The sequence below is a fragment of the Acinetobacter sp. WCHAc060006 genome (assembly GCF_004209135.1).
Taxonomy (GTDB): Bacteria; Pseudomonadota; Gammaproteobacteria; order Pseudomonadales; family Moraxellaceae; genus Acinetobacter; species Acinetobacter cumulans.
This window is the reverse complement of the sequence record NZ_SGSS01000001.1, coordinates 231,104-257,482: the sequence shown is the minus strand read 5'-3', so window position 1 is coordinate 257,482 and position 26,379 is coordinate 231,104. Positions and strand designations below refer to the sequence as shown.

General features: G+C 39.5%; 28 protein-coding genes and 2 pseudogenes. 11 read left to right on the top strand and 19 right to left on the bottom strand.

The window, feature by feature from the left end; all coding sequences use genetic code 11:
* Nucleotides 1-66: 66 nt before the first annotated feature.
* Nucleotides 67-1,287 carry an acyl-CoA dehydrogenase gene (locus EXE29_RS01190; protein ID WP_117007374.1) on the bottom strand — a complete coding sequence of 407 codons (1,221 nt, stop codon included), beginning with the start codon at nucleotides 1,285-1,287 and terminating at the stop codon, nucleotides 67-69.
* A 246-nt stretch (nucleotides 1,288-1,533) separates the two neighbouring features.
* Between EXE29_RS01190 and EXE29_RS01185 the strand changes: the two are divergent.
* The 7 genes and pseudogenes from EXE29_RS01185 (at nucleotide 1,534) to EXE29_RS01155 (ending at nucleotide 7,600) form a co-directional block, all read left to right on the top strand.
* A pseudogene (locus tag EXE29_RS01185) lies at nucleotides 1,534-2,468 on the top strand (LysR substrate-binding domain-containing protein).
* 104 nt (nucleotides 2,469-2,572) lie between these two features.
* Nucleotides 2,573-3,274, top strand: coding sequence for an SIR2 family NAD-dependent protein deacylase (locus EXE29_RS01180; RefSeq protein ID WP_117007375.1), 702 nt, complete (start codon nucleotides 2,573-2,575; stop codon nucleotides 3,272-3,274).
* A 187-nt stretch (nucleotides 3,275-3,461) separates the two neighbouring features.
* A complete protein-coding gene (locus EXE29_RS01175; protein ID WP_120363703.1) occupies nucleotides 3,462-4,406 on the top strand; it encodes an ABC transporter permease in 945 nt (314 codons plus the stop codon).
* Nucleotides 4,406-5,287 (top strand): ABC transporter ATP-binding protein, encoded by an 882-nt coding sequence (locus tag EXE29_RS01170; RefSeq protein ID WP_120363702.1) that lies wholly within the window; start codon nucleotides 4,406-4,408, stop codon nucleotides 5,285-5,287. The genes EXE29_RS01175 and EXE29_RS01170 overlap by 1 nt, the downstream gene beginning before the upstream one ends.
* Before the next feature lie 81 nt (nucleotides 5,288-5,368).
* Nucleotides 5,369-6,385 carry an isopenicillin N synthase family dioxygenase gene (locus EXE29_RS01165; RefSeq protein WP_120363701.1) on the top strand — a complete coding sequence of 339 codons (1,017 nt, stop codon included), beginning with the start codon at nucleotides 5,369-5,371 and terminating at the stop codon, nucleotides 6,383-6,385.
* Entirely contained in the window at nucleotides 6,382-7,263 is an 882-nt protein-coding gene (locus EXE29_RS01160) for a hypothetical protein (protein ID WP_120363700.1), read from the top strand. Before EXE29_RS01165 ends, EXE29_RS01160 begins: the two co-directional genes overlap by 4 nt.
* A gap of 7 nt (nucleotides 7,264-7,270) precedes the next feature.
* A complete protein-coding gene (locus tag EXE29_RS01155; protein WP_120363699.1) occupies nucleotides 7,271-7,600 on the top strand; it encodes a DMT family transporter in 330 nt (109 codons plus the stop codon).
* 126 nt (nucleotides 7,601-7,726) lie between these two features.
* On the opposite strand, the gene EXE29_RS01150 is transcribed toward EXE29_RS01155, so the two are convergent.
* From EXE29_RS01150 to EXE29_RS01130, 5 genes are all read right to left on the bottom strand, one after another.
* On the bottom strand, nucleotides 7,727-8,527 hold the full coding sequence (locus EXE29_RS01150) for a sulfite exporter TauE/SafE family protein (protein WP_106984402.1): 801 nt from the start codon (nucleotides 8,525-8,527) through the stop codon (nucleotides 7,727-7,729).
* Nucleotides 8,528-8,572: 45 nt separating this feature from the next.
* A complete protein-coding gene (locus EXE29_RS01145) occupies nucleotides 8,573-9,067 on the bottom strand; it encodes a flavin reductase (RefSeq protein WP_111884696.1) in 495 nt (164 codons plus the stop codon).
* A gap of 103 nt (nucleotides 9,068-9,170) precedes the next feature.
* Complete coding sequence (locus EXE29_RS01140) at nucleotides 9,171-10,199, bottom strand: methionine synthase (protein WP_106984404.1); 1,029 nt, start codon at nucleotides 10,197-10,199, stop codon at nucleotides 9,171-9,173.
* A gap of 79 nt (nucleotides 10,200-10,278) precedes the next feature.
* Nucleotides 10,279-11,268, bottom strand: coding sequence for a putative oxygenase MesX (locus EXE29_RS01135; protein ID WP_120363698.1), 990 nt, complete (start codon nucleotides 11,266-11,268; stop codon nucleotides 10,279-10,281).
* 471 nt (nucleotides 11,269-11,739) lie between these two features.
* Nucleotides 11,740-12,627, bottom strand: coding sequence for an NAD(P)/FAD-dependent oxidoreductase (locus tag EXE29_RS01130; protein ID WP_117007383.1), 888 nt, complete (start codon nucleotides 12,625-12,627; stop codon nucleotides 11,740-11,742).
* A gap of 107 nt (nucleotides 12,628-12,734) precedes the next feature.
* Between EXE29_RS01130 and EXE29_RS01125 the strand changes: the two genes are divergently transcribed.
* On the top strand, nucleotides 12,735-13,175 hold the full coding sequence (locus EXE29_RS01125; protein WP_117007384.1) for an Rrf2 family transcriptional regulator: 441 nt from the start codon (nucleotides 12,735-12,737) through the stop codon (nucleotides 13,173-13,175).
* A gap of 140 nt (nucleotides 13,176-13,315) precedes the next feature.
* The gene (locus EXE29_RS01120; protein ID WP_120363697.1) at nucleotides 13,316-13,984 is read left to right on the top strand and encodes an epoxyqueuosine reductase QueH; all 669 of its coding nucleotides are present in this window, start codon (nucleotides 13,316-13,318) and stop codon (nucleotides 13,982-13,984) included.
* A gap of 394 nt (nucleotides 13,985-14,378) precedes the next feature.
* Here EXE29_RS01120 and EXE29_RS01115 read toward each other — a convergent pair whose 3' ends face one another.
* From EXE29_RS01115 to EXE29_RS17670, 5 genes are all read right to left on the bottom strand, one after another.
* Nucleotides 14,379-15,773, bottom strand: a complete 1,395-nt coding sequence (locus EXE29_RS01115) for a methylenetetrahydrofolate reductase C-terminal domain-containing protein (protein WP_106984408.1) — start codon at nucleotides 15,771-15,773, stop codon at nucleotides 14,379-14,381.
* A gap of 263 nt (nucleotides 15,774-16,036) precedes the next feature.
* Entirely contained in the window at nucleotides 16,037-17,059 is a 1,023-nt protein-coding gene (locus EXE29_RS01110) for an ABC transporter substrate-binding protein (protein WP_106984409.1), read from the bottom strand.
* Nucleotides 17,056-17,256 carry a hypothetical protein gene (locus tag EXE29_RS01105; RefSeq protein ID WP_106984410.1) on the bottom strand — a complete coding sequence of 67 codons (201 nt, stop codon included), beginning with the start codon at nucleotides 17,254-17,256 and terminating at the stop codon, nucleotides 17,056-17,058. Before EXE29_RS01105 ends, EXE29_RS01110 begins: the two co-directional genes overlap by 4 nt.
* Nucleotides 17,257-17,271: 15 nt before the next feature.
* The gene (locus EXE29_RS01100; protein WP_106984411.1) at nucleotides 17,272-17,709 is read right to left on the bottom strand and encodes a CopG family ribbon-helix-helix protein; all 438 of its coding nucleotides are present in this window, start codon (nucleotides 17,707-17,709) and stop codon (nucleotides 17,272-17,274) included.
* A 4-nt stretch (nucleotides 17,710-17,713) separates the two neighbouring features.
* Complete coding sequence (locus EXE29_RS17670; protein WP_227865904.1) at nucleotides 17,714-17,836, bottom strand: hypothetical protein; 123 nt, start codon at nucleotides 17,834-17,836, stop codon at nucleotides 17,714-17,716.
* Between the two features lie 373 nt (nucleotides 17,837-18,209).
* Between EXE29_RS17670 and EXE29_RS01095 the strand changes: the two genes are divergently transcribed.
* On the top strand, nucleotides 18,210-19,286 hold the full coding sequence (locus EXE29_RS01095; RefSeq protein WP_117007386.1) for a zinc-binding metallopeptidase family protein: 1,077 nt from the start codon (nucleotides 18,210-18,212) through the stop codon (nucleotides 19,284-19,286).
* A 121-nt stretch (nucleotides 19,287-19,407) separates the two neighbouring features.
* Here the strand turns inward: EXE29_RS01095 and EXE29_RS01090 are convergent, their stop codons facing one another.
* Both EXE29_RS01090 and EXE29_RS01085 read right to left on the bottom strand, forming a co-directional pair.
* The gene (locus EXE29_RS01090; protein WP_120363696.1) at nucleotides 19,408-20,040 is read right to left on the bottom strand and encodes a nitroreductase family protein; all 633 of its coding nucleotides are present in this window, start codon (nucleotides 20,038-20,040) and stop codon (nucleotides 19,408-19,410) included.
* Nucleotides 20,041-20,067: 27 nt separating this feature from the next.
* Nucleotides 20,068-20,934 carry an SDR family oxidoreductase gene (locus tag EXE29_RS01085; protein WP_120363695.1) on the bottom strand — a complete coding sequence of 289 codons (867 nt, stop codon included), beginning with the start codon at nucleotides 20,932-20,934 and terminating at the stop codon, nucleotides 20,068-20,070.
* A 128-nt stretch (nucleotides 20,935-21,062) separates the two neighbouring features.
* On the opposite strand from EXE29_RS01085, the gene EXE29_RS01080 reads away from it, so the two are divergent.
* Nucleotides 21,063-21,443 (top strand): winged helix-turn-helix transcriptional regulator, encoded by a 381-nt coding sequence (locus tag EXE29_RS01080; protein ID WP_202981942.1) that lies wholly within the window; start codon nucleotides 21,063-21,065, stop codon nucleotides 21,441-21,443.
* 219 nt (nucleotides 21,444-21,662) lie between these two features.
* Here the strand turns inward: EXE29_RS01080 and EXE29_RS01075 are convergent, their stop codons facing one another.
* The 6 genes and pseudogenes from EXE29_RS01075 to EXE29_RS01055 all read right to left on the bottom strand — a co-directional run bounded on the left by EXE29_RS01075 (nucleotide 21,663) and on the right by EXE29_RS01055 (nucleotide 26,334).
* Nucleotides 21,663-22,502, bottom strand: a complete 840-nt coding sequence (locus EXE29_RS01075) for an SDR family NAD(P)-dependent oxidoreductase (protein ID WP_120363771.1) — start codon at nucleotides 22,500-22,502, stop codon at nucleotides 21,663-21,665.
* Between the two features lie 28 nt (nucleotides 22,503-22,530).
* Complete coding sequence (locus tag EXE29_RS01070; RefSeq protein ID WP_120363694.1) at nucleotides 22,531-23,610, bottom strand: amidohydrolase family protein; 1,080 nt, start codon at nucleotides 23,608-23,610, stop codon at nucleotides 22,531-22,533.
* A gap of 310 nt (nucleotides 23,611-23,920) precedes the next feature.
* A complete protein-coding gene (locus EXE29_RS01065) occupies nucleotides 23,921-24,103 on the bottom strand; it encodes a hypothetical protein (RefSeq protein ID WP_121530768.1) in 183 nt (60 codons plus the stop codon).
* Nucleotides 24,104-24,160: 57 nt separating this feature from the next.
* Nucleotides 24,161-25,150 carry a hypothetical protein gene (locus EXE29_RS01060; RefSeq protein WP_120363693.1) on the bottom strand — a complete coding sequence of 330 codons (990 nt, stop codon included), beginning with the start codon at nucleotides 25,148-25,150 and terminating at the stop codon, nucleotides 24,161-24,163.
* An 81-nt stretch (nucleotides 25,151-25,231) separates the two neighbouring features.
* Nucleotides 25,232-25,377: pseudogene (locus tag EXE29_RS17890) on the bottom strand (hypothetical protein); the annotation flags it as partial.
* A 33-nt stretch (nucleotides 25,378-25,410) separates the two neighbouring features.
* Nucleotides 25,411-26,334, bottom strand: a complete 924-nt coding sequence (locus tag EXE29_RS01055; protein ID WP_120363692.1) for an Abi family protein — start codon at nucleotides 26,332-26,334, stop codon at nucleotides 25,411-25,413.
* Between the last annotated feature and the right edge of the window lie 45 nt (nucleotides 26,335-26,379).

Below are 26,379 nucleotides of genomic sequence, written 5' to 3'. Positions count from 1 at the left end.
GTTTATTTTTGCATAAAAAGTCTCTAAGGCACTCTATGTAGAGCACCTTATGGATATATAATTCAATTAGTTACAAAAAGACGCGATGCCTGTTTGCGCACGACCAAGGATCAGCGCATGTACATCATGCGTTCCTTCATAAGTGTTGACGACTTCGAGGTTAACCAAATGGCGGGCAACACCAAACTCATCAGAAATGCCATTTCCACCCATCATGTCACGCGCTACACGGGCAATATCTAAAGCCTTGCCACAGTTGTTACGTTTAATGAGTGATGTGCCTTCTACAGCAGCTAAACCTTCATCTTTCATACGCCCAAAGCGAAGCGCAGCTTGTAAACCTAAGGCAATCTCAGTTTGCATATCCGCCAATTTCTTTTGAATCAGCTGATTCGCAGCTAAAGGTCGGCCAAACTGTTTACGGTCCATAGTGTATTGGTGCGCTGTATGCCAGCAAAATTCAGCTGCGCCCATTGCACCCCAAGCGATACCATAACGTGCACTATTTAGGCAGGTAAATGGACCTTTTAAACCACGTACTTCTGGAAAAGCGTTTTCTTCAGGAACAAAGACATTGTCCATGACAATTTCACCGGTAATCGAGGCACGTAAGCCAACTTTACCGTGAATTGCTGGAGCAGATAGACCATCCCAGCCTTTTTCCAAAATAAAACCGCGAATGTCACCCACATTGCCTTCAGCCGAAACCTCTTTCGCCCAAACCACAAAAACATCGGCAATTGGGCTGTTGGTAATCCACATTTTTGCGCCCGTTAGACGGTAGCCACCATCCACTTTTTTTGCACGCGTAATCATGCTACCTGGGTCAGAGCCATGATCAGGTTCAGTCAGGCCGAAGCAGCCAATGTATTCACCCGTTGCCAGTTTTGGCAGGTATTTTTGTTTTTGCTCTTCCGAGCCAAATTCATTAATCGGCACCATCACCAAAGAACTTTGCACGCTGGCCATTGAACGGTAGCCAGAATCAACATATTCAATTTCACGTGCAACTAGTCCATAGCTAACATAGTTTAAACCTGCGCCGCCGTATTGCTCTGGAATGGTTGGGCCAAGTAAGCCCAGTTCACCCATTTCACGGAAAATTGAAACGTCTGTTTTTTCATGACGAAATTGTTCGAGTACACGTGGTTGCAAACGCTCTTGGCAATAAGCATGTGCAGTATCACGGATCATGCGTTCTTCTTCTGTTAATTGCTGTTCCAAAAGAAATGGGTCTTGCCAGTTAAATTGTACTTTTGCTTTTTTTACATTGACCATTTGATTCATCGCATCCTCTGCTTTTTCGGGTTTTCGTTGTTTTATTTGATGCTATGTGTGAAAAGTGATTCATTCAAACGATTAATTTGCATGTAGATATGCACCTTTCGCATACCTGAGCTTGACCCACAGTGCGTTAAGCACTTTAGCCACTGATTTAAGCGCTGGATTGCTTTATTTATAGACTATAGTGGTATATGAAAATCATTCTTATATGCCATTTTGTGATATCTATCGATAAAAAGGACTTTATCTATGCGGCGCAATATTCCGTCATTGCAAAGCTTAATTTGCTTTGAATCTGCTGCGAAACACGCAAGTTATACGCATGCTTCTCAAGAGTTATTTATTACGCAAAGTGCCGTGTCGCGCCAAATTCAACAGCTTGAAGAATATTTAGGTGTAATGCTATTTAGCCGAACACGTCACGGTGTAGATCTCACAGAAGCAGGCAAGCAATATGCAAAAAGTATTAAACCATTTTTGCAAGGCATCGAAAAAAGCACCTCAGATATCATGACGCACAAAGGCTTGGGCGGTACTTTAAAGCTGGGCGTTGTGCCAACCTTTGCCACACGTTGGCTGTTGCCAAAATTACATAAATTAAATGCGCAACATCCTGAAATTACAGTGCATTTGGAAACCAGTACCAAACCTTTTTTGTTTAATGAAATGTCTTTGACGCGGCGATTTTTGCAGGAACGCAACAGCAAATTGAGCATTGGCTGGGCATTCAAGCACATTATTTAATGGATGAAGAAGTGGTTCCCGTTTGTTCCCCCAAATTGATTGAAAACAACTTTCCACATGCGGAAATGACGGATGATCACAGTTTTAATTTAAGCGATGAAGAGTTACTTCAATTGCCCTTATTACAGCAAACCACCCGTCCAAGTATTTGGCAAGAATGGTTTCAAGCCCATCAGCTTCAGCATCCCAAACCATTTGATGGTCAGCGACATGAACTATTTTCTATGCTTTCTGTGGCAGCCAGTCATGGCATGGGTATGGCTCTCATTCCACAAATGCTGATTGAAGCAGAACTGAGAAAAAAAGAATTGGTGATTGCATCAAATAAAAAATTGCACGGTAGCCGAAAATATTATTTAGTCCACTCGAGCCAAGACAGCTCACCGCAAATAAAAAAATTTGTCGATTGGGTGCTACAAGAATTGCATCAGCTAAGTTGAAGTAATCGCTATATTTTGAGTACAGTAAATTCGCTGAATCATCCATTCAATACATGCAACCGTACGCATTGGACTCATCAATTAAAATATAAGGCTAAATATCTATGCAAAAAATTGTGGTGTTTTCAGGTGCTGGCATGAGCGCAGAAAGCGGCATCAATACCTTCCGTGACAGTGATGGTCTTTGGGAACAGCATCGTATTGAAGATGTGGCCACACCTGAAGCTTGGGCACGCGACCCAGCTTTAGTACAGCGATTTTATAATGAACGCCGTAAACATATTTTAGCCGCAGAGCCAAATGTAGCGCATAAATTAATTGCTGAACTCGATGATTTTTTTGATGTTCAAGTCATTACACAAAATATTGATGATCTACATGAACGTGCAGGTAGTCACAATGTACTACATCTGCATGGCAATATTCGTTACGCAAAAAGCTCTGGCCCTCAGGCGCAATATACGCAGGAATTGTTTCCCATTGAAGGTGCAGATTTAAACTTAGAGACCGATCAATGCCCTGAAGGATATCCTTTACGGCCACATGTGGTGTGGTTTGGCGAAGCAGTTCCTGCCTATGAAGATGCCAGTGTGAGTGTGCAAACGGCAGATATTTTTATTGTGATTGGCACAAGTCTGGCCGTCTATCCTGTGGCTGGATTGATTCACGAAATCCCAGCCAACTGCCGTGCATTTTATATCGACCCGAAAGCAGATTATCAACGTGTACCTGAGCAGTATCAATTGATTAAAGCAGGCGCGAGTGAAGGAATGAAAAAACTGTTTTTGCAATTGGTTGCGCCATAAAAGCACATTTTGGCATCAGTTTTGATCAAAAAAATGATATCGCCTGCTTCTGTTGCAGGCTTTTTGCTGTTTATAGCCTATCTAACTTGACTTAAGTCCAATAAATCACGCCATACACGCGTTTGGCATTCAAATTGCTTAACAGTATTACGTTTTATTAAAAAAGTAATATTGGGGCTTGGTCAGTATGGGTTATGTCGCAAGAGAGCTCAGTCCAAAAAGTAAGCTTTTGCTTGGCTTAGGATCATTTTTAATTCCTGTGCTCATTTGGTGTGCAGTGAGTTATTTGCCATTTTTATGGCATCCGCAGGTACAAATTACGCAATCTGGCAGTGTGCCTTATTTTCAGGTTGATAGCCGTGTCGACAAAGCGGTGTTTTATGCCGAAGCGCAATCTGCAGTCAATGCTGGTTTAGCGCCACCTCAAGGTAAACTGGTCAATCCAATCTATCTACCTGCACCGCATGAAGTGGCAAAAGCGCTGGTTACAGCCTTTATTACCCCGCCTGCCCAACCTGATGCCCCATGGTTTCATCAAAGCTTATGGCACAGTATTAAAATTGTGTTCAGCGCTTTTTTTATTGCCTCTCTCATCGGTATTCCGCTGGGTATTCTTTGCGGTTTTTCTCAAAAAATATCACAACTGACCGAACCCTTTGTTGAGTTTTTTCGCTACTTGCCCGCCCCTGCTTTTGGTGCCTTAGCCGTTGCGATTTTAGGCATTAATGACGCACCTAAAATCGCCATTATCGTGATTGGTACGCTATTTCAGCAAATTCTAATTATTGCCAATACCACACGGATGGTGGACCGTGGCCTGATCGAAGCAGGTTTTACGCTAGGCACCAATAAAATGAAAAGCTTATTTCATGTGGTGATTCCAGCTGCGCTTCCTGACATTTACCGCGACCTACGTGTATTGCTGGGCTGGGCTTGGACCTATCTGATCGTATCTGAACTGATCGGCACAACATCTGGGATTACCTGGTTTATCACCCAACAAGCGCGTTACCAAAACTTTGACAATGTCTATGCCGCGATCCTCATCATTGGAGTGATTGGTTTGGTATGCGATGTGGTGCTAATGAAACTTGGTCAAGGTCTATTTAAATGGAAAGCAGGAGCAAAATAATGAACAGCACAGAGTTTAATGCCACCACTTATTTCGATGCAATTTATGCACGCCCTGTCATTTTAGAAGCAAAAAAACTCACACAAAGTTTTAAGCACGGCAAAACTGAACGCACTATTTTAAATCAGTTGGATTTAAAGATTCATAAGCGTGAATTTATCTGCGTGATTGGCCCATCGGGTTGCGGTAAATCGACCTTTAGCCGAATTGTGGCTGGTCTTGACCCATACAGTAGCGGTGAATTGCTGGTCGATGGCCAAGCCATTGAAGGCTCAAGCCCTGAGCGTGGCATGGTGTTTCAAGGCTACACGCTTTTTCCATGGAAAACGGTCAAAGAAAATGTGATGTTCGGCCCTTTAATGAAAGGTGCCAGCAATGCTTCGGCTGAATCCAGCGCCCGCGAATGGATTGATATTATTGGTTTAGAAAAATACCAAGATCAGTATCCGCATCAGCTTTCTGGCGGGATGAAGCAGCGCGTTGCCATTGCCCGCGCATTGGTCAATGAACCAAAAATATTATTGATGGATGAGCCGTTTGGCGCGCTTGACCCGCATACCCGTCAAAAAATGCAAAAACATTTAATGGATCTTTGGCAAAACATTGATATCACCATCATTTTTGTGACCCATGATATGGATGAAGCCATTTTATTGGCGGATCGTATTGTGGCGCTCAAAGCCAATCCTGGTGAAATTAAAGAAATAATTGAGGTCGATTTACCCCGTCCTCGTAATCCTGAACTCATGCTGAGTCCTGAATTTAAACAACTGCGCGAACGGGTGGATTTCTTGGTACATGCGCAGGAAGACGAGCTCGACCCAGCGATGGAAAACCTACCGAAAATTCCACGTATGACTCAAGTCAGTACGCAAAAATAACTGGATTAATCCCTCTTCATCTTTAGGACGGCCTAAATGATGTACTACAGCGTTGGACGGCCAACATTATAGGAATTGAAGATGAATGAATCTTATGTTTTGCCACTTGTTGATATATCGAAAATGCAAAGTACGGTACTGTCAGAACGCTTAGAAGTAGCCTCTGCATTGGATCAAGCCTGTAAAGATGTTGGTTTTCTATATTTAAAGGGTGATCAGTTCAATTTTGATTTTGCGACATCACTGATTCAGGTGGCAAAGCGTTATTTTCAACAAGATACCGCAAGTAAAATGCAACACTATATTGGACTGTCGAAAAATCATAGTGGCTATGTGCCAATTGGTGAAGAACAATTTGCAGGCAACAGCTACGACCTAAAAGAAGCCTATGACGTCAATTATGATTATCACGGCGAAACTACGGCATTTCCTTTGCTTGGCCCTACGTTATGGCCAGATGATGCCACATTTAAAAGTACGGTCAGTGATTATTACCACCATTTACGCAGTATCAGCGAAGAAATTTTTCAGGCCTTTGCTTTAGCATTGAATGTAGATGAGCATTTTTTTGATTGCAAAATTACCCATCCGACCAGCCAGCTGCGTCTAATCCATTATCCCTATAACCCTGAAGTGAAAGATGCCGAAGGTATTGGCGCGCATACAGATTATGAGTGCTTTACACTGCTCTTACCGACTGCACCAGGTTTGCAGGTGCTCAATAAACAAGGTGAATGGATGGATATTCCATTGATTGAAAATACCTTGGTGATGAATATTGGCGATATGATGGAAATTTTGTCGAATGGCAAATATTTGGCCACCAAACACCGTGTTAAAAAAGTCTCTGAAGAACGCTACTCTTTCCCCTTATTCTGCGCCTGCAATTACGACACGATCATTGAGCCAGTACATTCAACTGAAGCGCCTAAATATCAGCCCTTAATTGGTGGTGAACATTTATTTAATCAAACCGCGCAAACCTTTAGTTATCTTAAAAAACGTATCGCTTCAGGAGAGCTGAGTCTAAGAAATGCTGTGCCTTTGTCATCATTTGGTATGGATGAAAATACAGAAGTACAAGGAGCAAGCGCATGAATCTATTTCAGGCTTTAGCACAGCTTCCAGCCAGCCAAGAGGTTTCAGGTCCTATTCCAGACTATTTGTATGGTGCTTTTCGCCGTAAAAGTATCAGTTTTTCAAATGGTTTAACGGATGAAAAAACCATTGTGTATTGGTTTCAGTCACGTAGTTTCACCATCGATCTACGTTTAAAAAGCCAAGAAAATACGCCAGTAAATGATCGTCAAGGCTGGATTGGCAATACTCTTTGGGATGCTAAAAAACAATTATTATCTTGGGATGTTAAAGCACACTCAAATTATCAAAATCATGTGCAATGGCCAGAGCCTGCCAAGTTGCATGCGATTGGCAACTGTATTTTAGAATTCTCTCCAAGCAATGCGTATGTCGAAGACTGGCGTCAACAAGTGCATGAAGGGCTATTTTTAGGCCTACGGTTGAAGTCAGCCTTCGATGTAGAAAGTCATCAACCCTTGCAGATGGATGGTGGTTTAATTATTTGTGATAAGCATGTGGCATTCGCACTGAGCCGTTTACCTACAGATCAGCAAACAATTGCCAGCATAGACATATCATCTGCACCAGCTGGGTATGAAGCGTTGATTGAAAGCTTTGAAGTATCCATCGCTGTAGATGGTCTGCATAAGTACTACACAACGACTTCATCTCAGCAAGATCAAGCACTTAACTTTGATCATTTCGAAATTATTGATGAAACACATTTAATGCAAAACCTAATTATTAACGGTCAAGCAGTACAGCTGATGTTCGAGGTGGATATTTATGTTCCACATTATGCATTTCAGCATCGCACTGATACCACGACAGAAAGTGCAGATTGGTTGCGAAATGAAAAACAGCACCTCTTGCACCATGCCGTAGAATGCCTATAGGAAATCAATGTCATTTATATATTTACTCATTGCAATCATTGCCGAAGTGATTGCAACGTCCGCCTTAAAAGCCAGCAATGGCTTTACTGAACTTGTGCCAATTATTTTTACCGTATTGGGCTATGCCATTGCGCTTTTCTTTTTAGGTTTGACCTTTAAATCGATTCCTATGGGATTGGCCTACGCCATGTGGTCCGCTGCAGGCATTGTGCTTATTTCATGCGTGGGCTGGGTTGTGTTTAAACAAAATTTAGACCTACCTGCCATGATTGGTTTGGGCTTTATTTTATTGGGCATTGTGATTATCAATGTTTTTTCTAAAAGCACAGAGCTTTGAAATGTAGTTTTTAAATAATATCTCTGAAATTTTAAAGACTTAAATTGCTATAGATAAAAATGCTCTAGCTTGCTGTTGCACACTAGAGCATACGTTTCGAATGAATTAACTGTGATCAGTCGGCTTCTATAAAATGCCTTTCACTAGAAAAAAGCATCCAACAATACACAACAGCACCGCGAAACATTTTTTCAGTACTGCTGGTGAAAGCGCATGCGCAGTTTTCGCACCATATTTAGCAGTGAAGAAACTCATCACACTAATGCCAAAAAAGGCATAGATATGAATAAAGCCAATGGTATTTGGAATTTCAACTTGCTGCTGCATGCCAAAGAACATAAAGCCTAATGCACCCGCAATGGCAATGGGTAAACCGCACGCCGCAGACGTCCCGACCGCTTTTTGCATCACCACGCCATTTGCCGTTAAATACGGCACTGTAATACTGCCACCGCCAATTCCGAAGATTGCCGATGCAACGCCGATACCCGAACCCGCCGCAATTTGCTTAGCTGTAGATGGCAGTGTTTTGTTTGGATCGACTGGCTTTTTTGCTCCCATAAACATGGTATAAGCCACCCAAAGTAAAAACACACCGACAATCATTTGCAGATGTAAGCCCGACAGCCAGCCTGCAATGCCCGCGCCTGCAAAACAGCCAATCGCCATAGGTGGGGCTAAATTTTTAAATACAGGCCAAATCACAGCGCCATTCTTATTGTGCGCCATCAAGGAGCTGATCGACGTTACCACAATCGTAGCCAAGGACGTACCTAGCGCCAAATGCATAATCACATCGGGGCTATAGCCCATTTGGCTAAAAACAATATAGAGCAATGGCACAATGATAGTACCGCCGCCAACGCCAAACAGCCCCGCAGCAAAACCAGCAAATGCGCCAATAATTAAGAAAGTAATGAGTTCCACGAAATAGATACTTTTAAAAAGATGTATTGAAGAAGTCTGACTGGTTTAAGCCAACTCCACTTGACCTACAGCATGATAAGCACGGTTGAAATACACCAAACTTTCTTCCTGCTGACTTTGCTTGATTGCGACCACACGGCACATAAACACGCTGTGCGTACCCACTTCTTGAATCTGTTCAATCTGACAGTCAAAACTGACCAAAGCATCTTTGAGTATTGGTGAACCTGTTTCTAATGTGGTCCAAGAACCCAATTTAAACCGCTCTTCCGAATTAAATTTGCTTGAAGCAAAGGCATTGGAAATTTGCTCATGCTGTGCGCCCAAAACATTGACAGACAGAACTTTATTTTCAAGAAAATGCGCATGAGAACGAGATGATTGATTCATACAAACCAGCAAAGTTGGCGGTGTATCTGTCACACTGCATACTGCTGATGCTGTAAATCCATGCATGCCTGCTTCACCCTCAGTCGTAATCACGTTGACTGCAGTCGTCAATAAAGACATTGCATTTCTAAAATCAGTTGCTTCAATCATCTCTTCAATCTCAATGGTCTATATGGCTTATCTCTTTCTCATGTTTGGATAATAGGGATTTCATTTCCTTCTTGCTCCTACATGAAATTGAGTCAGCTCGAATTTATGCGGTCAATTCTTGGCGAATAATGGCAGCGCCTGCGCTTAGCGCATTTAGTTTGCCTTGCGCCACGTGGCGAGGTAAAGGCGCCATACCGCAGTTTGTTGAAGGATATAGCTTGTCGGCATCTACGAATTGCAATGCTTTGCGTAATGTATTTGCTACTTCTTCTGCTGTTTCTACTTGATTGGTTGCTACATCAATTGCACCAACCATCACTTTTTTACCGCGGATGAGTTCGATTAAATCCATTGGTACACGAGAGTTTTGGCATTCAAGTGAGATGATATCCAGCTTCGATTGTTGCAATTTCGGGAATGATTCTTCGTATTGGCGCCATTCATTACCCAAAGTCTGTTTCCAATCGGTATTGGCTTTAATGCCATAACCATAGCAAATATGAACGGCTGTTTCGCATTTCAAACCTTCAAGCGCACGCTCTAATGTCGCAATACCCCAGTCATTGACTTCATCAAAAAATACGTTAAACGCAGGCTCATCAAATTGAATGATATCCACGCCTGCCGCTTCAAGCTCTAACGCTTCTTGATTCAGGATTTTAGCAAATTCCCAAGCCAATTTTTCACGGCTCTTGTAGTGTCCATCATACAAAGTATCAATCATCGTCATCGGGCCAGGCAAAGCCCATTTGATCGGCTGATTGGTTTGGCTGCGTAAGAATTTTGCATCATCAACAAACACTGCTTTCTTACGCGATACTTCGCCCACCACAGACGGTACACTTGCATCGTAACGATTACGAATACGCATCGTTTCACGCTTTTCGAAATCTACACCTTCAAGATGTTCAATAAATGTGGTCACAAAATGCTGACGGGTTTGTTCACCATCACTGACAATATCAATGCCTGCATGGATTTGTTCATGCAAAGATAATTTCAACGCATCACGTTTTGCATCTAATAATTCTTCGCCTTCAAGTTTCCATGCTGACCACAATTTTTCAGGTTCAGCCAGCCAAGACGGTTTAGGTAAGCTACCAGCAGTTGAAGTTGGGAGTAAAATGGCCATATTCGATCTTCTATCTCTATTTTCTTTAAAACGGGTGGTTTAACTCACCCGCGTTTTCATCTATTTAAGTGATTTAAAATTAAGCTGCGTCTGCATTTTCAATACTAAAATTAGCCGCCCACTCATTCAGAATGTCTTTATATGGCTGAATAAAATTCTCTTCTGTCCATTTGCCCTGTTTAACTGCTAACTGACCACGTTCAACACGGTCATACACAATACGGGTTAATGAGTAATCGCCAAAGCTTAAGCTTGGTTGATACACTAAGCCTGCTGTCGCATTGGTATTGTAAATTTCAGGACGGTAGATTTTTTGGAAGCTTTCCATGGTGCTGATCGCGCTGATCAGTTCGAAATCTGTATAGTCGCTGAGCAAGTTATTTGCTGAATAGAATGCCAATGGCGCAGTCGCATTTTCAGGTTTGAAGTAACGAACACTTAAGCCCATTTTTGCGAAATAATCATCGGTACGTGAATAGTCATCATTGGTGTATTCCACACCTAAGATCGGATGCACATTTGCAGTACGGTAATAGGTTTTTGTAGTTGAAACACTTAAGCAAATAACAGGCTGTTTTTTGAATTCAGCTTTGAATACATCTGAATTGATCAAGTGTTGATATAGCTTGCCATGTAAATCACCAAAATCTTCAGGCTTTTCATTGAACTTACAACCTAGTGCAGGCAATACCACGCTGAAGTCATAGTCACGTACATACGATGAAAAACTGTTGCCGATCATGCCTTCAATGCGTTCATTGGTCTTATGGTCGATGATGGTGCTTTTTAAAGTTTCAATAAACGGGAAAGTTTGACCATTGCCCTCTACATCGAGTTCAGCAGAAATAATGTCAATTTCTAGTGAATAACGATCCGCATTTGGGTTGTCACAGCTCGCCAAAGTGTTGAAGCGGTTATTAATCATTGCCAAGGTACGGCGCAAATTTTCTTCACGGTGCTCACCGCGCGCCAAGTTAGCAAAGTTCGTTGTTAGACGTGTATTGTCTGCTGGTTTATAGTTTTCATCAAAGCGGATACGTTTGATTGAACATGCAAATTTATTACTCATGGAGATTCACTACCCTAAAATTAAAATAATCAAAATTTCTGTATGGAGTAATTTATACGTGAATCTTAAGATGAATAAAAATGATTTAACCTCAACACAAAGTGAGTGAAATTCATGTTTGGTAATTTTATAGGATGAATATATTTCAACTTGGCTCGATGAGAGCATTTAAAAAATAATCTGGATATAAATAATTTTAAATTAAATTAAATATAAACAATACTTTATGATATTTTTTAATAAGTATTTATATCTATATTCTACTGACTTTTTAGGATAAAATGAAAATCATCGATAAGTATGTCCGCTTTTAGAATATGATTATTTATCGTTCTAAGTGAATTAAACTCAGCTTAAACTGAGAAAAGATCAAATTATTAACTGGATTTTCATTTCTTATATTTAGGTCCAAGTACCCAAATTTATCATTTAGATACTTGCCCTATTTTTGTAAACTACTATGCAATCACTTTAAAAAATAAAAGATTTATGCGCGACAATCCCTGTCATTGCTCCATCACCTACGGATAAAGCAACTGAACCACCTGAACGTGTGACATCACCGCAAGCATAAATTCCTTTAACATTTGTTTCTTTTGCTGGCGAAGTTTTAATGGCCTCGCCATATTCATTGCAGTCTATCTCTAAACCTAACTGCTGAATCCAGTTCGATTGCAGACGAGTAACAGTAGAAACAAATAAGCCATCCAATTGAATTCGTTCACCATCTGCCATTACAACGTCACAATGACCTTCAATATGGTCAATTTTACGCGTTTCGATCTGAATTTGACGTTTAGAAAGCTTCGCTAATAACTCATCATCCAATTGATCTACAGCAATTGCATCATTTAAAAATAAAGTAGTATTTCCCCAATCTGGCAACATCAACGCCATGTGCAATGAGTGCATACCCGACACTAACATGCCAATTTCACCTAAGTTCAGTTCATAACCATCACAATATGGGCAGTGATAAATAGATTGCCCCCAACGTTCAGCCAAACCATTCACTTGAGGCAATTCGTCACGTACGCCAGTGGCAATAATCATTTTTTCAGCTTGAATGTGCTGATTACCTGCAACAATTAAATATTTTCCATCAAGCGCTTTTACATCAGTAACCGTTTCAGCAAGCCATGAAATCGTGGAATACTTTTCTAATTGTACTTTGGCTTCTGCTGCAATAGCACTAGGTGATCGGCCATCTTGCGTCAAAAAATTATGTGAATGTTCGGCAAAACGATTACGACGTTGCCCTGCATCAATAATTAAAATACGGCGGCGCGCACGTGCTAAAGGTAAAGCAGCAGAAAGTCCTGCATAACTGCCACCAATAATCACAACTTCATAATTCATATTCCTAATACCTATATGTAACTTTAAAAGTTACTATATCATTTAACATGTTTATAAGAAACTTTTAATGTTACAATATATCAATTACCCTAATCATCTATTTCCTCATGCGTAAAGACAGTAAACTTTCAAGAATGCTACATGTTCTGTTGCACATGGCACGTGAAAACAAGCCTTTTACTTCCGATCAAATCGCTGAGATGCTGGAAACAAATCCTGTTGTAGTGCGTAGAACCATGTCGGGATTAAAAAAGCATGGATTTGTTGATTCTGAGAAAGGTCCTGGTGGCGGCTGGAGTTTGATTAAACCCCTGCATGACATTTCACTGTATGACATTTACCTTGCTGTCGGTGAACCTTCAATTTTTGCGATTGGCAATGAAAATATGCAGCCAGATTGCTTGGTAGAACTGGTGGTCAATCGGGCACTTGATCATGCCTTTTTTGAAGCTCAAGAAGTGCTGATTAAAAACCTTAAAGCAACTCAATTAGACCAATTGGCACATGATTTTCAGATTGAATGGGATCAGCAGATGCAGGTGAAATAAATATGCCTTCTAATTTTTTTCAATTTTAAGTCTAGATACTGAATCTGACTCAGCTCAAACTTAGAAAAAATCAGCATATTCGAGCTTTGAAAGGTACATGAATCGCTAAAATATAAACTTTATATTTATAGCTTATGATTATGTCAAACAAACTTGAACGTCAGAAACTGACGCTTCCAACAGGTCATGACAAGCTTTTATTGCATTCTTGCTGTGCGCCCTGTTCTGGCGAAGTCATGGAAACATTAATTAAATCTGGTATTGATTTTTCGATCTTTTTTTACAATCCAAATATTCATCCAGTCAAAGAATATGAAATCCGTAAAGAGGAAAATATCCGCTTTGCAGAAAAACACAACATTCCGTTTATCGACTGTGATTACGACACAGACAACTGGTTTGAACGTGCCAAAGGCATGGAAAATGAGCCTGAAAAAGGTATCCGCTGTACCATGTGTTTTGATATGCGCTTTGAACGTACAGCATTATATGCAGCAGAACATGGCTTTAGCTTAATCAGCAGTTCATTGGGTATTTCACGCTGGAAAAATATGCAGCAGATTAATGACTGCGGACATAGTTCGGCTTCACATTATGAAGGAATTACATATTGGGACTATAACTGGCGTAAAAATGGCGGCGCTGTACGTATGCTGGAAATCAGTAAGAAAGAAGAATTTTATCAGCAGGAATACTGTGGCTGTGTCTATTCACTGCGCGATACCAATCGCTGGCGCATGAGCCAAGGCCGTGACCGAATTAAATTAGGGGTGAAGTTTTATTCCAATGCCATGGATGAAGGAGATTAATTCCTTTTATGAACTGATGTTACGCAGTAACATTTATAAATTTTAAACTTTGTAATAAAAATTGATACACGAAAACGTCATCCGCAATTGTTTGAGGCAGGACTACATCTAATTGATAAAGTTTCTGTGATTTATTGGTTATTTTGATGAAAGTGAACGAGTTCTGTCGGTGAGGAGTAACGCTCCGCAAGATGGTTTCCTTGCGCAGTTTCACTGCTCATTTTGCCGGAACAAAAGTACTTCGAGCCTGAGCAAGTTAAAGCAAGGCTTTAACGAAGCGCAAGACGCAGGGGCTATTCCCTAAATTTAAACTTTTGATGTAAGACTCCAAAGAGCAAGCCTATATTTTCGTCATTGGTAAATTAAATCCATACTCAGTGCGTAACATCAGTTATTAAGCTTCTGCCGCTAAATACCAATTTTTCCAAGAACTAGTGCCACGAACCTCAATAGGTACAGTGGGTATCAGCTTTTCTTTCAATACTTGTGTTTGCTGCACTGCTTTGGCAAGGCGCGCTTTCACAGAATGAATGCATTCGCGGTCACCAAATTCACAGCGGTCTAAACTTGTGCCACCACATGGCCCATTGGCGAGGCCTTTGGGGCATGTTTCTGGGCAAATATACAAAGTATCGCCCAAACGGCATTGTCCACAGCTTTCACAGCCTACAACACCATGTTTACTGATGTATTCAGTTTTTAACAAAGTTTTTGCAGCCGTGGCTTTTTGCCAAATTTGCGCTTTAAAAATAAAACGCCCTACACCTTTGCCAAGCTTTGAATCAAACAACGCATCATGCATTAAATGCAATTGATGATATTTAAAAAGCTGTCTGGATGATGGCGGACGGGAAAAATAGCTCAATTCAGGCTGAAACTCTGCGCCAGTGTGTATCTGCCAAAGTTCATTCCACAATTTCTCAAGTGCATCCAAATTTAAATGTCGATATTGCTCTATATAGCTTTCCAGCAGTGCCTGCTCTGCAGGTTTATGGCATGCAGATAAATCAACACCCGCAAAACCTAATTGTTTACAGATGAGTATCTGCAAAGCACAGCGCAAATACACCCGTTCTGAAAGCCCTGCTTGTTTTTCTTCCTCTAAAACCTTGAGCATATATGGCGTAATAACTATACCTGCCACTTGATTCTTCAGCATAAATTTAGCCCGCGCCAAACTAAGTGGCATTACGCAGGCAAGAATTTTTTGACTATAGTGATGCTGTGTTAAAAATGCCTTTGCTTGCTTGAGCGCCTGAATGTCGTAGCCCAATTGGGTAATAATAAAGTCTGCGCCAGCTTTTATTTTTTTATGCAGTTTTAAATACTGTGCATCACGTTCAGCTTCGGTATATTTGAACGGATTAAAGGCAACACCAATACAAAAACCGCCTGCTTTTTTGGCAGCCATGACCGCATTGACCGACTCTAAATATCGGCTACGCGCTGTGCCGTTTTCTCCGTTGCTGTGCTCTTTTAACTTATCACCTGTCAGTAAGAGTAAATTTTGAATATCTGCCTTTCGTGCTTGCTTTAAAAAGTTTTCAAAATCATGAATATCTCTGCCTTTACCAGCAAAATGCAATACTTTTTCTAGGTCTTGTGGATACAATTTACTGGCTTCAAGCGGTGACGTATCATGATCTGAATGCACACGGTCAGCTAAAGTCATTACGGCGGGATAGCCTGCGAATTGCTTTTTTACTGGAAAAATCTCATTCAACGACGTGAGATATTCCACCAAAATACAAAACTGGTTTTGCTGAAAATAGGAAGAGAGCAAAGACATAAAACAGTAAAATAAAATAGAAATATTTAGAAGCTCGCTATTATAGTTCTATGCTCACAACTATTCATATTACTTTTTTATAATTTAACTAAAGGCTTTAAATCAATATACATTTTGAGTAATGTACGGGCCTATATCATTTTAGAGTCAAATTTTTATATTTAGAACTAGTCGTATAAGCTCACCATTTCAAAAATAATCAAAAGCCCTACATCTGTAGAGCTTTGAATAGAAAATACTTAAATATCAGATCCAAAATGCAATTATTTTAGCTCTTGCACCAAGGCTGGATAAATCGAGCCATCTACATCCATTTCAGTTTTATAAATGCCATTGGTAACATTGAATTTATTTACGTGATAGCTCGACCCGTACAAGGAGTCAAAGCCTTCACCTTTGGTAAATACTTTTTTATTGGCATCTAAATCTAATAAATGTGTACCACCAATAAATTGTTCATATTGTGCAGGTTCTACACCTACACGGGTGGACATAATTTTAACTGCATCTGCATGTGTTGCTGGATCATTAATATATTTAACTGTTTTATCCCATACTTGAATGATTTTTTTCCATTCTTCTTTGTTGGCAGATAAATGCGTCATATTGACCGTCAAAGTGTCATAAATCAGGCCGGGCTTATCTTTAGAGCTGTAGATGATTTTTGAACCCGCAACTGCTTTCAATGCCTGATTTGCAACAGGTTGCCATACTGCAATGGCTGCAATATCTGGACTGGCGAATACTTGAGGTAATTCATTGGTCATAGTATTGATCAATTTAATATCAGATGCCTTAACCTTGGCATCTTCTAAAGCTGTGGCTAAAAGCAAATGATCGACCAAGCCTTTTTCAGTTGCTACGCTTTTGCCTTTCAGATCAGCAATCGACTCAATACCAGGTTTTGCAATAATGACATCATTTCCAGCAGAATAATCTGTCGCCATAATCATAACGCCTTTGGTACCACCCGAGCCTGTGACTAAGTTATCTCCATTGGTCACCAAAACAGCATCCAACTGGTTGGCAGCAAAAGCTGACAGTGAGGCTGAATAATCAAACCATTTAAAATCTACATTTACACCAGCTTCTTTGAGCCAACCTTTTTCAATCGCAACTTGCCAAGCAACAAAGCCAGGCCAATCACTGTAGCCAATCGTAATGGGCTTTGTGACAGCAGTTGTTTCGGTTTTATTTTGTGGTTCTGGCACTTTCGCCGTGTTATCACAACCCGCAAGTAGTATGACGCTCAGTATAGACGTCGATAAAAAAGCTGTTTTCATCATAGTGTGATTGCCCCAATTGCATTGCAGTTAAATTTTGTATTGGTACTTAAAAACGGTTGTGTAAATTGTGAATGACCCAATTTTGCTAGGTCATTTGCGCCTTTAAATGCATTAGGTTTGGCACTCCCGTTGCTTTGCTGATTTTCCTGTAGGGTTAGCGTGCCTGCTTTGCTATGTGAATGATTGAATTGGCCCATTTTTAAACTCCTTTATTATTTTTCGTTTTGCGGAATTGGCGGCATAACTGCATTCATCAATTCCAGATGCCCTTTGGTAACACCTTTTAAGGCAATAAAATGTTGACTAATGGCTTTTAGCTCAGTGCTTAGACCTTGCAAAATCATGACTTCTAAAATTTTATGATCATCCAGCTGAATATGCAGCGAACTCACCACTTGCTCTAAAAACTGCTGCTGTAAATCCAAAAGCTGAATACGTAGCGCCGTAACACTGGCGTCATACAGCAAGGTAAATGTGCCAACCATTACTTCATTGCGCTGCTCTTGATCTGCAATCAAATGCTTATTGATCATGTCTACAATGGCTTGTGAACGGCTTTCATAATGCTGATCCACAATCTTTTGATCTAAAGCATCTACCGTATTTTGTGGCACAGTAATGCTGATACGTGCCAGCTTTTGTTTAGGCATTACCTTATCCTTTATCAGCCTGATTTTGCTTGATATATAACCCTGCACGTGCACTGAACAGTTCCACCATAAATTGCTTGAATAACGGCAGTATTTTGATCATTAAGCGTAGATACGTATTTTTCATGCGCTACTCCTTTTGGTATTACCAAAATTATTTTTCGTAATACCCGATTAAATGCAGAATACATGCCAAGTTTTTTATTCTTGTAATGGCTGTTTTTTGTCTTTAATTGATGAATAATTGCGCAGTTTTAATGCGTATGCGCAAACTTAGGGCTTAGTTAACATTTTTGCTGTGCATACTGCCAAAGCTGTGCATGATTTCAGGCAAGTAAATAGTATCGGAATACAGCTAGAGTAAATCCCGTCAATTTTTTAGCTTGCTGTTCACGCTAAGCTGACAAAATACTGCTGTCGTACACTTTTGATTATGTAAAAATATCACGTAGATCGCTTGTACTTCGCTTTAGGTCATATCATGAGGACGGCAGTTATTTATGAAGTATTTTGCATGTACTACTTGTGGCAATCAGGTGTTCTTTGCCAACTCACACTGCGTAAATTGCAAAACAACCTTAGGTTATAGTGCCTCAGAAAAAGAAATGTGTGGTTTTACGAAGCACAGCGACACACTTTGGCTTGCACTTAATCCGTCTATTGCAGGTAAACGCTTCAAACCTTGCTATAACTATCAGCACCATCAAGTCTGTAACTGGGTTATTCCTGCCGAAAGTAGTGAAATTTACTGTGAATCTTGCCTGCTGACACATACCATTCCCTCCTTAGACAATCCAGATCATCTTGTCTATTGGGCACGTCTAGAACATGCCAAACGCCGTTTTTTATATTTAATGCAACGTTTAAATATCATGCCTCGCGCTAAACGATCCGATAACGATCGCTTTGGTCTCAGATTTGATTTTTTGATGCCACAAGCAGATTTTCCGGTGATGACTGGACACGCTCAAGGTGTGATTACACTCAATGCGAGTGAAGCAGATGTGATTTACCGTGAAACAACACGGGTCAAAATGGGTGAAAACTACCGTACGCTTCTGGGGCATTTTCGCCATGAAAGTGGTCATTATTATTTTGACTTAATGCAACATTTACACCCAGAGTTAATTGACGAATTCCGTGAACTATTTGGTGATGAACGCCAAGACTACAACGAAGCGCTTAAACGCCATTATAACGATGGTGCACCACAAAACTGGGCCGATTTTTATGTAAGCTCTTATGCCAGTACGCATCCATGGGAAGATTGGGCAGAAACTTGGGCACATTATTTACACATGATGGATACTTTAGAAACAGCCTACTATGCTGGCTTAGTGGTTAAAACCAATAAATCAGATTTAAACAATTTAGAACTTAAAGAAAATCCAATTGGCGCGCAGGATTTTGACCTTTTGCTACAACATTGGATGACATTAACTTTTAATTTAAATGCATTAAACCGCAGCATGGGCTTAGATGATGCATATCCGTTTACGCTGTCAAATCCGGTATTGGATAAATTGCGGTTTATTCATCATAAACTGCTCAATATGACACTTAAAAATCAGGCTTAGGCGACAGTCACAAGTAGCTACCACATTTAACAAATATGTATTTAGCAATATTTGGCAAATGCAGAAATGAATGAAGCAAATAACAAAGCCCCACTATGGGGCTTTGTTATTACCACTGTACTTAATGAATATCCGTTACAAACTCATCACGCGATATGCGGAATTTTTTCAAACCGAGTAACCAGTCTTTTTCAGGATTACGGCGCCCTAAAGCCAATAGCACAACAGATTTAAGTCCTTTTTCTTTTAAGCCTAGTAACTCATCTAAACCTTCTTTATCAAAGCGCTCCATAGGCGTTGCATCAATACCCAATTCAGCAGCCGCTGCAATGGCCACACCAAAGCCAATATGTGCTTGCTTTGCAGTATGGTGATATTGCTGCTCCTCAGTAAAACCAGCAAATAGATTTTTTAGGTTTTGCACCACATCCATTGTGGTATCAAGCGGTAAGTTGCGCTCTGTATTCATTGAATTATAACGCTCGTCAATTCGTTCATCTGGAATGCTATCCCATGCAGTAAAGACCAATAGATGTGAAGACTGAGTAATTTGCGGTTGATTCAACGCAACAGGTGAAATTTGCTCTTTCAGTGCTTGATTGCTAATTGAAATAATATGATATGGCTGTAAACCAGCAGAAGTTGGCGCTAAACGTGCAGCTTCTAATATTAAATCAACATCGGCTTGATCGAGCTTTTCACCCGTCATTTGCTTGGTTGCATAACGCCAGTTGAGTGCTTCTAAAAGCTTCATTGTTGTATTCCTATAAAGTTAAAAAAATTACGAATTTGTTGTATAAACGGTAGTTAAATAATCTGTGAGTGCTGGTGTTTTACGTCCAAGTAGCTTTTCTAAATCTGTGCTGTGAACTTCGTATTGATGCTGTTGAATGTCTGCAACTGTGCCATGCGTTAAATAAACTATAAAGTCTGGCAAACCGATGCTATGCAACATATCTCGATAACTAGCATCATCTAAATTTTGATAATTCACTTTTTGCTTTGAAATTTCTGACAGCAAATCTGCAATATCCTGATAGCTGTATTTACGACTACCCACCAGCGAGTAGATTTTATTTTCATGCCCATCCTGCATTAATGCATTTGCAGCAGCTTCACCAAATTCAGCACGTAATGCATAAGGCACTTTGCCTGTTCCGCCTGCCAAAGCTAAACCTGTTGCAATCGCCTGTTCACCAATAATTTGCGGAATGGCTTCTGCATACATGCTGTTACGTAAAATGGTGTATTTCAAACCGCTCGCTTTAAGATAGTCCTCGGTTTGAAAATGACTAATCATCAAATCTTTAACCGCAGAAGTCTCAATATTTTGAATTGCCAAGCTGGTATAAAATATGTGTTTTACGCCTGCTTTTTTTGCAGCATCAATAACATTTTTATGCTGTTCAAATCGGTTTTGCTCCATTGTTGAAATCAGCAACAGTTTGTTTATGCCTCGAAAAGCTTCCTCTAAAGTTTGTGGCTGATCAAAATCGCCATAGATCACTTTAATGCCTTGATTCAAATATTGCTGTGCCTTGTTTTGGCTTCTGGCCAAAACAGAAAATTCATTTAAAGGTAAATGTTGCTGTAATTGTTTAACGACGCTTTGTCCTAGGTTTCCTGTGGCACCTGTGACTAAAATCATCTGCTGTCCTATATTTCTTGTTTCGGTGTATAAAGTTATACGGCAGGCAAAATTTAAGTTCACTATACTGCTGTATAGTGATTATTATGGGAAATCCCCTTAGATTGAGCGCAAGATAGGATTTGTTTATGAGTGATTTTATGACCAAAGATGCGGATACCTTGAGCGAAGCCGATCAATGTAATGTGAAGTTTATTGTGGCGCTGAAAAATGCCATGAATGTGATCAATGGTAAATGGAAACTGGCTATTGTGGCGACTATGATTAAGCAACCACGACGTTTTAATGAAATTGAACGTCTGCTACAAGGCATCACGCCAAGGATGATTTCGAAAGAACTGAAAGAATTAGAACTAAATAATGTAATACATAAAATTGAAAGTATTGACCCTGAATCAGGCCGAATGACGACAATGTATGATTTAACGGAATCGGGTCGTAAGCTTGAAAAATTAATGGTGCAAATGGCGGTTTGGGGGCAAGAACATAGAGACCATCTCCAACTATAATATGAGTATCCCAAGCTCACATCCCACTAAGTTATAAAGTTCAATCTTTAAGCTAAAATTATAAATTAATGAATAATATTTAACTCTAAGTCTTTCAATATACGATTATTTTCCAGTGCTATTATTTTTTAAAATTGGATTTGATTCCTTTAAATGAATGAAGAAAAAAGACCGCTTTCAAAGCAGTCTAATCATATTCTTTGATCTTAAATTGAATTGCTATTTGCGCTTGGTTTTTTTGCGGGTTAAATAATTCATGGCCTGCGCATAACGTGTAGGCGTAATGCGCTGAATTAAATCTAATATTTTTGCATCATTACCAATTAATACACGCGCCTGATTGTGCTGAACTGCATTTAAAATCACTTTGGCAGCGTCTTCTGGCGGTGTTTTTAAAACTTTATTAAATGAACGGCTGGCCTTTTCAGGGTTTAAACCCAATGAGCGGATACTGTCACTCATTTTAGCATTGTTGGCGATATTGGTGCGGATACCGCCCGGATGCACACAGGTTGCACTCACATTACACGCTTCAATATCCAGCTCTTGTCGCAGCGCTTCGGTAAAACCGCGAACCGCAAATTTTGTTGCATTGTAGGCACTTTGTGTTGGCTGCGCCGTAAGGCCAAAGAGGCTTGAAGTATTGATGATATGGCCTTCACCGCTTTGTTTTAAATACGGTAAAAAGGCTTTGGTGCCATATACCACGCCCCAAAAGTTGATATTAAAGATCCACTCCATTTCATCGTAAGTCATACCTTCTACACTGCTCGCCAAAGCAACGCCTGCATTGTTAAATATCAAATTGATACGTCCAAAATGCAGAAAGCTTTCTTCAGCCCATGCATACACCTGATCTTTATTGGCCACATCTACACGTGACAAGCTGACTTCAACTGGATATTGCTTAAGTAAGGCTAAAGTTTCTGCCAAGCCTTGTTCATTCATATCTGACAAAGCTAAATGACAGCCTTGCGCAGCCAGCTGCAATGCCAATTGCTGCCCAATGCCAGAGCCTGCACCGGTAATGGCTGCAACTTTATCTTTAAAATTTTTCATTTCTATATTCACCATTAACCATATGTATTTAAGTCTTTTTTAAATCCATCTTATAAAATGCGATGGCATTATCTCTCATCATTTTTTGCAAATTTTCTGCCCCATAAGGCGACAGCATGTGTATATAAGCTTCTATCAAATCGGTCAGTTTGGCATTGGGTTTATCCATGGGATAATTTGATGCATATACAATCCGATCTGTACCAAACACTGCCACAGCATGTTCAATCATAGGACTTAATAGCTCGACCATTTCATTGACAGTTGCTGTTCGTTTAGTACGAAAATAACCATGACCTAGCACTGGCATCATTAAGCCTGAAATTTTGGCATGTACATTTTTCTGCTCTGCCAAATGGCTGATGTCATCTTTCCATTGCTGAAAAATAGCCTTTCGCTGTGAAGGTTTGTATCCCGTGGATTTTCCGACTTTCCCAAACAGCCCAACGGGTGTTGCCAAGTGGTCAAGCATGATCGGTGTATTCTGGAAATTTTGCGCTAAGCTTTTGATATCATTTATTTGGTTTGCATAGCCCCATGCATCAAAACTGAGCTGCATGTCCGTCAAATGTTCAAAGCCTTTTAAGAATGATTTCTGCGTATATAAATTCGACTGATCACACCAGCGGTGAATTCCAGCATCGGGGTGCCATGATGCCATTTTTCGAATACCGCGAAATAACGGACTGGCCTGCTGATGCGCCTCTAAGATTTTTTTAAATTTACGGTCGCGCGGATCAGCCGTGGCAACGATAGCGCCAAGTTTTAACTGTTGTGTATGGAATGGCAGCTGTTTGATCCACTGGGTTTCTTCCACCACACCAAATCCTTTGTGATGATGCCAACTGGCTTCTATATGCGCCACGGCTTCCACCATATAGTTCCCGCAATCTTTTTTATAATCATGTGGTAAATACGGTTTTAATATATGTTCTGGGTGGCCGACGGTTTCTAATAACGGTTTAGGCTTTACCGCATGAATCAACGCATACATAAGTTTGGGGTGTTTACCCAGTAATTTTACGAGGCGTCCTGCTGTATGCGGTGTGGTATATGGGTCCCATTGGTGAATATGCGGATCGACGATCGCGAAATTAATTTGGCTCATATTGTTCTATCCATGCTTTGAGCTTGTAACGGGAAATACATAAGTTGTATTTAGCGTAATAGATAGTGCCATATGAATGAAATGATTTATTTTAATGGTATTTCATGTATGAAATTCATAGTGACGAACTTAGTAAAGTTAAGACTTCTCTACGATCTTCAATCAATTGAAACACTAAGCGGTAGCCTGCCGATCTGAGTTTGTACTTGGGTATTCTAGGACTGTCTAAAATGGTTTCGAGCTTACGAATAAACTGTTCTGCAATTTGCAGATTTAGCTTATTTAACTTTTTAGCGTGGTTTTTGTGAACTTAATCTTGCAGATCGTCTAAAGTGATTTTTCCAGCTTTTTCACTTTTAGCTTCTTCTACTAGTTCTGTTAAATACACATCTTCCGAAAGACAATCATTCAAAATTATTTTTACATCTTCCAAAATTCGATTTCGACTTTCAGAGCTACGAGCATCTAAAAGTTCTTGTAATTTTTTAGCCATATTTGAAATCTCTTTAAGTTGTTTTTTTGGTATGAAAACTAGCAAAATGCGTTTCAATCAACCAATAATTGTTACGTATACATCATCTTGATCTTGTGTAGGAGCAGCATTTATTCCAAATAGATTAGCAATATCATCTAGTAATCGAGAAATTCTATTTAAATCAGAATCTTCAAATACATCATTTCGTATTTTATCGTATGCATCGGATAAGATTTCTTCGAGTTGAAGAATATGGTCAATAAACCAAGTATCTTGTAGATTGCGGTATAAATCAGTTCCTGTAAAGTTTTGATTTAATCCATGAATATGACCAAGAAAATAGGAACATGATTTTAATAAAACTGTGATAGGCATATAAATTTCATTCATCAAAACAGCATAATTACCAGTTTGATAGAATTTTTTGAATGCATTTTCTACTTCATTTGGACAATCGTTAAAATGGATTAATACGTTATCTTGAAGTGATCTATAAGTTTCGGGCTGGTTAATGCTAATTGAGGAGGATGCATATAGACAGGCAAGATATTCATTTATGCATGCTTTTTGGGTTGCATGATGAAATCGAGTATATAGATTGCGTGTGTCAAAATCCTTTTCTAAAACAACCTTAGAATTTAAAGCTAAGAGTCGATTGTTAAAATGAACGTGTCCTAACTCATGAACAGAAATATTCCATGCATGCTCTAACTGCACTAATCTTTCTTTTTCATTAATATCAAATAAATCATTAATATTTTTATCTAAAAATACGAGTCCTACAATTTTACTTACGTTATAAAATAAGTAATGTTTAACTCCATAATCAGTGTTGATATGATGCATGGCTACACCAACTACTTTTCCAGCACTAGGTTTTAATCCATGATCTTCTAAGGCTAGTGTATAGCTTTCTTCATCTGCAAATATAAAATTATTAGTTAATCCAGAAAAATCTGAATCTTTTTGTAAGTCAAAATATATTTGAGAAAAAAATTGGATTGCAAATTGATAGATATCATGATTTTGATTATTTACAGTTTTTAATCGTGCTGAAAAAGACATTACTACCCCTATTTTATATATTATTTCTTTGACTATTATAAGAAAAAACCGTCCTTATGGACGGTCTTTTTTATTACAATCTCAACAAGCCACAGGCGCTAACGTAAACAACACCTGCCCTGTTTTCACCGTTTGCCAACTTTCAATTGTAATTTCTAAAACCACCATACATTAGGCGTAATAATCGCAATCTCAATTTTAATGGCTTCAATCACGGCTAAACCTGCCTAAGAAGGTTTTTATTTATAATCGAGTATTCATTAAAGAATCCATATTGGATGGTTTTCCCAATGATTTGGAAAACCCATTGCCATACGCCAATTTTCATCCCTTAAAATCGGTTTAAGTATAGTATTCATTTGACTACACCACTCTGCGTCAAAACCTGTTGGGCGTAACATCGTTTTTAATATGAGCAATACATAAAAAATGCGTTTATTGGTTGGTGTGATGGGTGACTGCCAATTTTCATCTTTATCCAATTTCGCTTTAATGGCCAACTCTCTATTCCAAAGCCGTCCATGGTGGGCACATACATTTCGGACATACGTTAATATGTGTAGCCAATCTGCTAATTTCTCGTGATGAATATTAAAATGCTGTGAAATAGCTTTTTTATCTTCTTTATTTAATTTTTGGTTATTTTCCAGTCCATGATATAAAAATGACAATGAACCTAAGCTTAAAATTTCAGTCAGCATCCATATTGGAATGTGTGGATAGCCCTTATAATTCTGTTCAAAATGCTGAATAAACGTATCTTTAGAGCGTTCAACTTCTTTGTCACAATTTTTAATAAATGCCTTATGATTAAATTTTGGATGAAAATTTCCCTCACAATACACACCAAATGCACCATATTGATGAGCCATAAAATAAGTGATTTTTGTACGTAAGAAAGTTTCTATGACTTCAATTGCACTAAAAATATGTAATCTTAATTCTGTATCAAACTCATAAATTTGAACAACTTTTTCTAAATATGTTCCTGACCTAAAATGATCGGTAATTTGACCATCGATATAAATTCGATCAGGATGCCAATATGCACTCAATCGATAATAACCATATTTCGAAAGTACAGTTTCAGCCCAAGCATGATTATGAATAATCATTCCTTTGGCTTTCAGGTGATTGACCTGTTCCGTATAAGATAGTGGATTTTTATTATAGGTTTTCAGCATAATTCATTATATTTGAGCATAAAAAACCGCCAAGGTTGCGCGGAC

Coding starts and splice junctions, on each gene's coding strand:
- EXE29_RS01190 (WP_117007374.1), bottom strand. CDS start 1,287: ATGAATCAAATGGTCAATGTAAAAAAAGCAAAAGTACAATTTAACTGG.
- EXE29_RS01180 (WP_117007375.1), top strand. CDS start 2,573: ATGCAAAAAATTGTGGTGTTTTCAGGTGCTGGCATGAGCGCAGAAAGC.
- EXE29_RS01175 (WP_120363703.1), top strand. CDS start 3,462: ATGGGTTATGTCGCAAGAGAGCTCAGTCCAAAAAGTAAGCTTTTGCTT.
- EXE29_RS01170 (WP_120363702.1), top strand. CDS start 4,406: ATGAACAGCACAGAGTTTAATGCCACCACTTATTTCGATGCAATTTAT.
- EXE29_RS01165 (WP_120363701.1), top strand. CDS start 5,369: ATGAATGAATCTTATGTTTTGCCACTTGTTGATATATCGAAAATGCAA.
- EXE29_RS01160 (WP_120363700.1), top strand. CDS start 6,382: ATGAATCTATTTCAGGCTTTAGCACAGCTTCCAGCCAGCCAAGAGGTT.
- EXE29_RS01155 (WP_120363699.1), top strand. CDS start 7,271: ATGTCATTTATATATTTACTCATTGCAATCATTGCCGAAGTGATTGCA.
- EXE29_RS01145 (WP_111884696.1), bottom strand. CDS start 9,067: ATGATTGAAGCAACTGATTTTAGAAATGCAATGTCTTTATTGACGACT.
- EXE29_RS01140 (WP_106984404.1), bottom strand. CDS start 10,199: ATGGCCATTTTACTCCCAACTTCAACTGCTGGTAGCTTACCTAAACCG.
- EXE29_RS01135 (WP_120363698.1), bottom strand. CDS start 11,268: ATGAGTAATAAATTTGCATGTTCAATCAAACGTATCCGCTTTGATGAA.
- EXE29_RS01130 (WP_117007383.1), bottom strand. CDS start 12,627: ATGAATTATGAAGTTGTGATTATTGGTGGCAGTTATGCAGGACTTTCT.
- EXE29_RS01125 (WP_117007384.1), top strand. CDS start 12,735: ATGCGTAAAGACAGTAAACTTTCAAGAATGCTACATGTTCTGTTGCAC.
- EXE29_RS01120 (WP_120363697.1), top strand. CDS start 13,316: ATGTCAAACAAACTTGAACGTCAGAAACTGACGCTTCCAACAGGTCAT.
- EXE29_RS01115 (WP_106984408.1), bottom strand. CDS start 15,773: ATGTCTTTGCTCTCTTCCTATTTTCAGCAAAACCAGTTTTGTATTTTG.
- EXE29_RS01110 (WP_106984409.1), bottom strand. CDS start 17,059: ATGATGAAAACAGCTTTTTTATCGACGTCTATACTGAGCGTCATACTA.
- EXE29_RS01105 (WP_106984410.1), bottom strand. CDS start 17,256: ATGGGCCAATTCAATCATTCACATAGCAAAGCAGGCACGCTAACCCTA.
- EXE29_RS01100 (WP_106984411.1), bottom strand. CDS start 17,709: ATGCCTAAACAAAAGCTGGCACGTATCAGCATTACTGTGCCACAAAAT.
- EXE29_RS17670 (WP_227865904.1), bottom strand. CDS start 17,836: ATGAAAAATACGTATCTACGCTTAATGATCAAAATACTGCCGTTATTC.
- EXE29_RS01095 (WP_117007386.1), top strand. CDS start 18,210: ATGAAGTATTTTGCATGTACTACTTGTGGCAATCAGGTGTTCTTTGCC.
- EXE29_RS01090 (WP_120363696.1), bottom strand. CDS start 20,040: ATGAAGCTTTTAGAAGCACTCAACTGGCGTTATGCAACCAAGCAAATG.
- EXE29_RS01085 (WP_120363695.1), bottom strand. CDS start 20,934: ATGATTTTAGTCACAGGTGCCACAGGAAACCTAGGACAAAGCGTCGTT.
- EXE29_RS01080 (WP_202981942.1), top strand. CDS start 21,063: ATGAGTGATTTTATGACCAAAGATGCGGATACCTTGAGCGAAGCCGAT.
- EXE29_RS01075 (WP_120363771.1), bottom strand. CDS start 22,502: ATGAAAAATTTTAAAGATAAAGTTGCAGCCATTACCGGTGCAGGCTCT.
- EXE29_RS01070 (WP_120363694.1), bottom strand. CDS start 23,610: ATGAGCCAAATTAATTTCGCGATCGTCGATCCGCATATTCACCAATGG.
- EXE29_RS01065 (WP_121530768.1), bottom strand. CDS start 24,103: ATGGCTAAAAAATTACAAGAACTTTTAGATGCTCGTAGCTCTGAAAGT.
- EXE29_RS01060 (WP_120363693.1), bottom strand. CDS start 25,150: ATGTCTTTTTCAGCACGATTAAAAACTGTAAATAATCAAAATCATGAT.
- EXE29_RS01055 (WP_120363692.1), bottom strand. CDS start 26,334: ATGCTGAAAACCTATAATAAAAATCCACTATCTTATACGGAACAGGTC.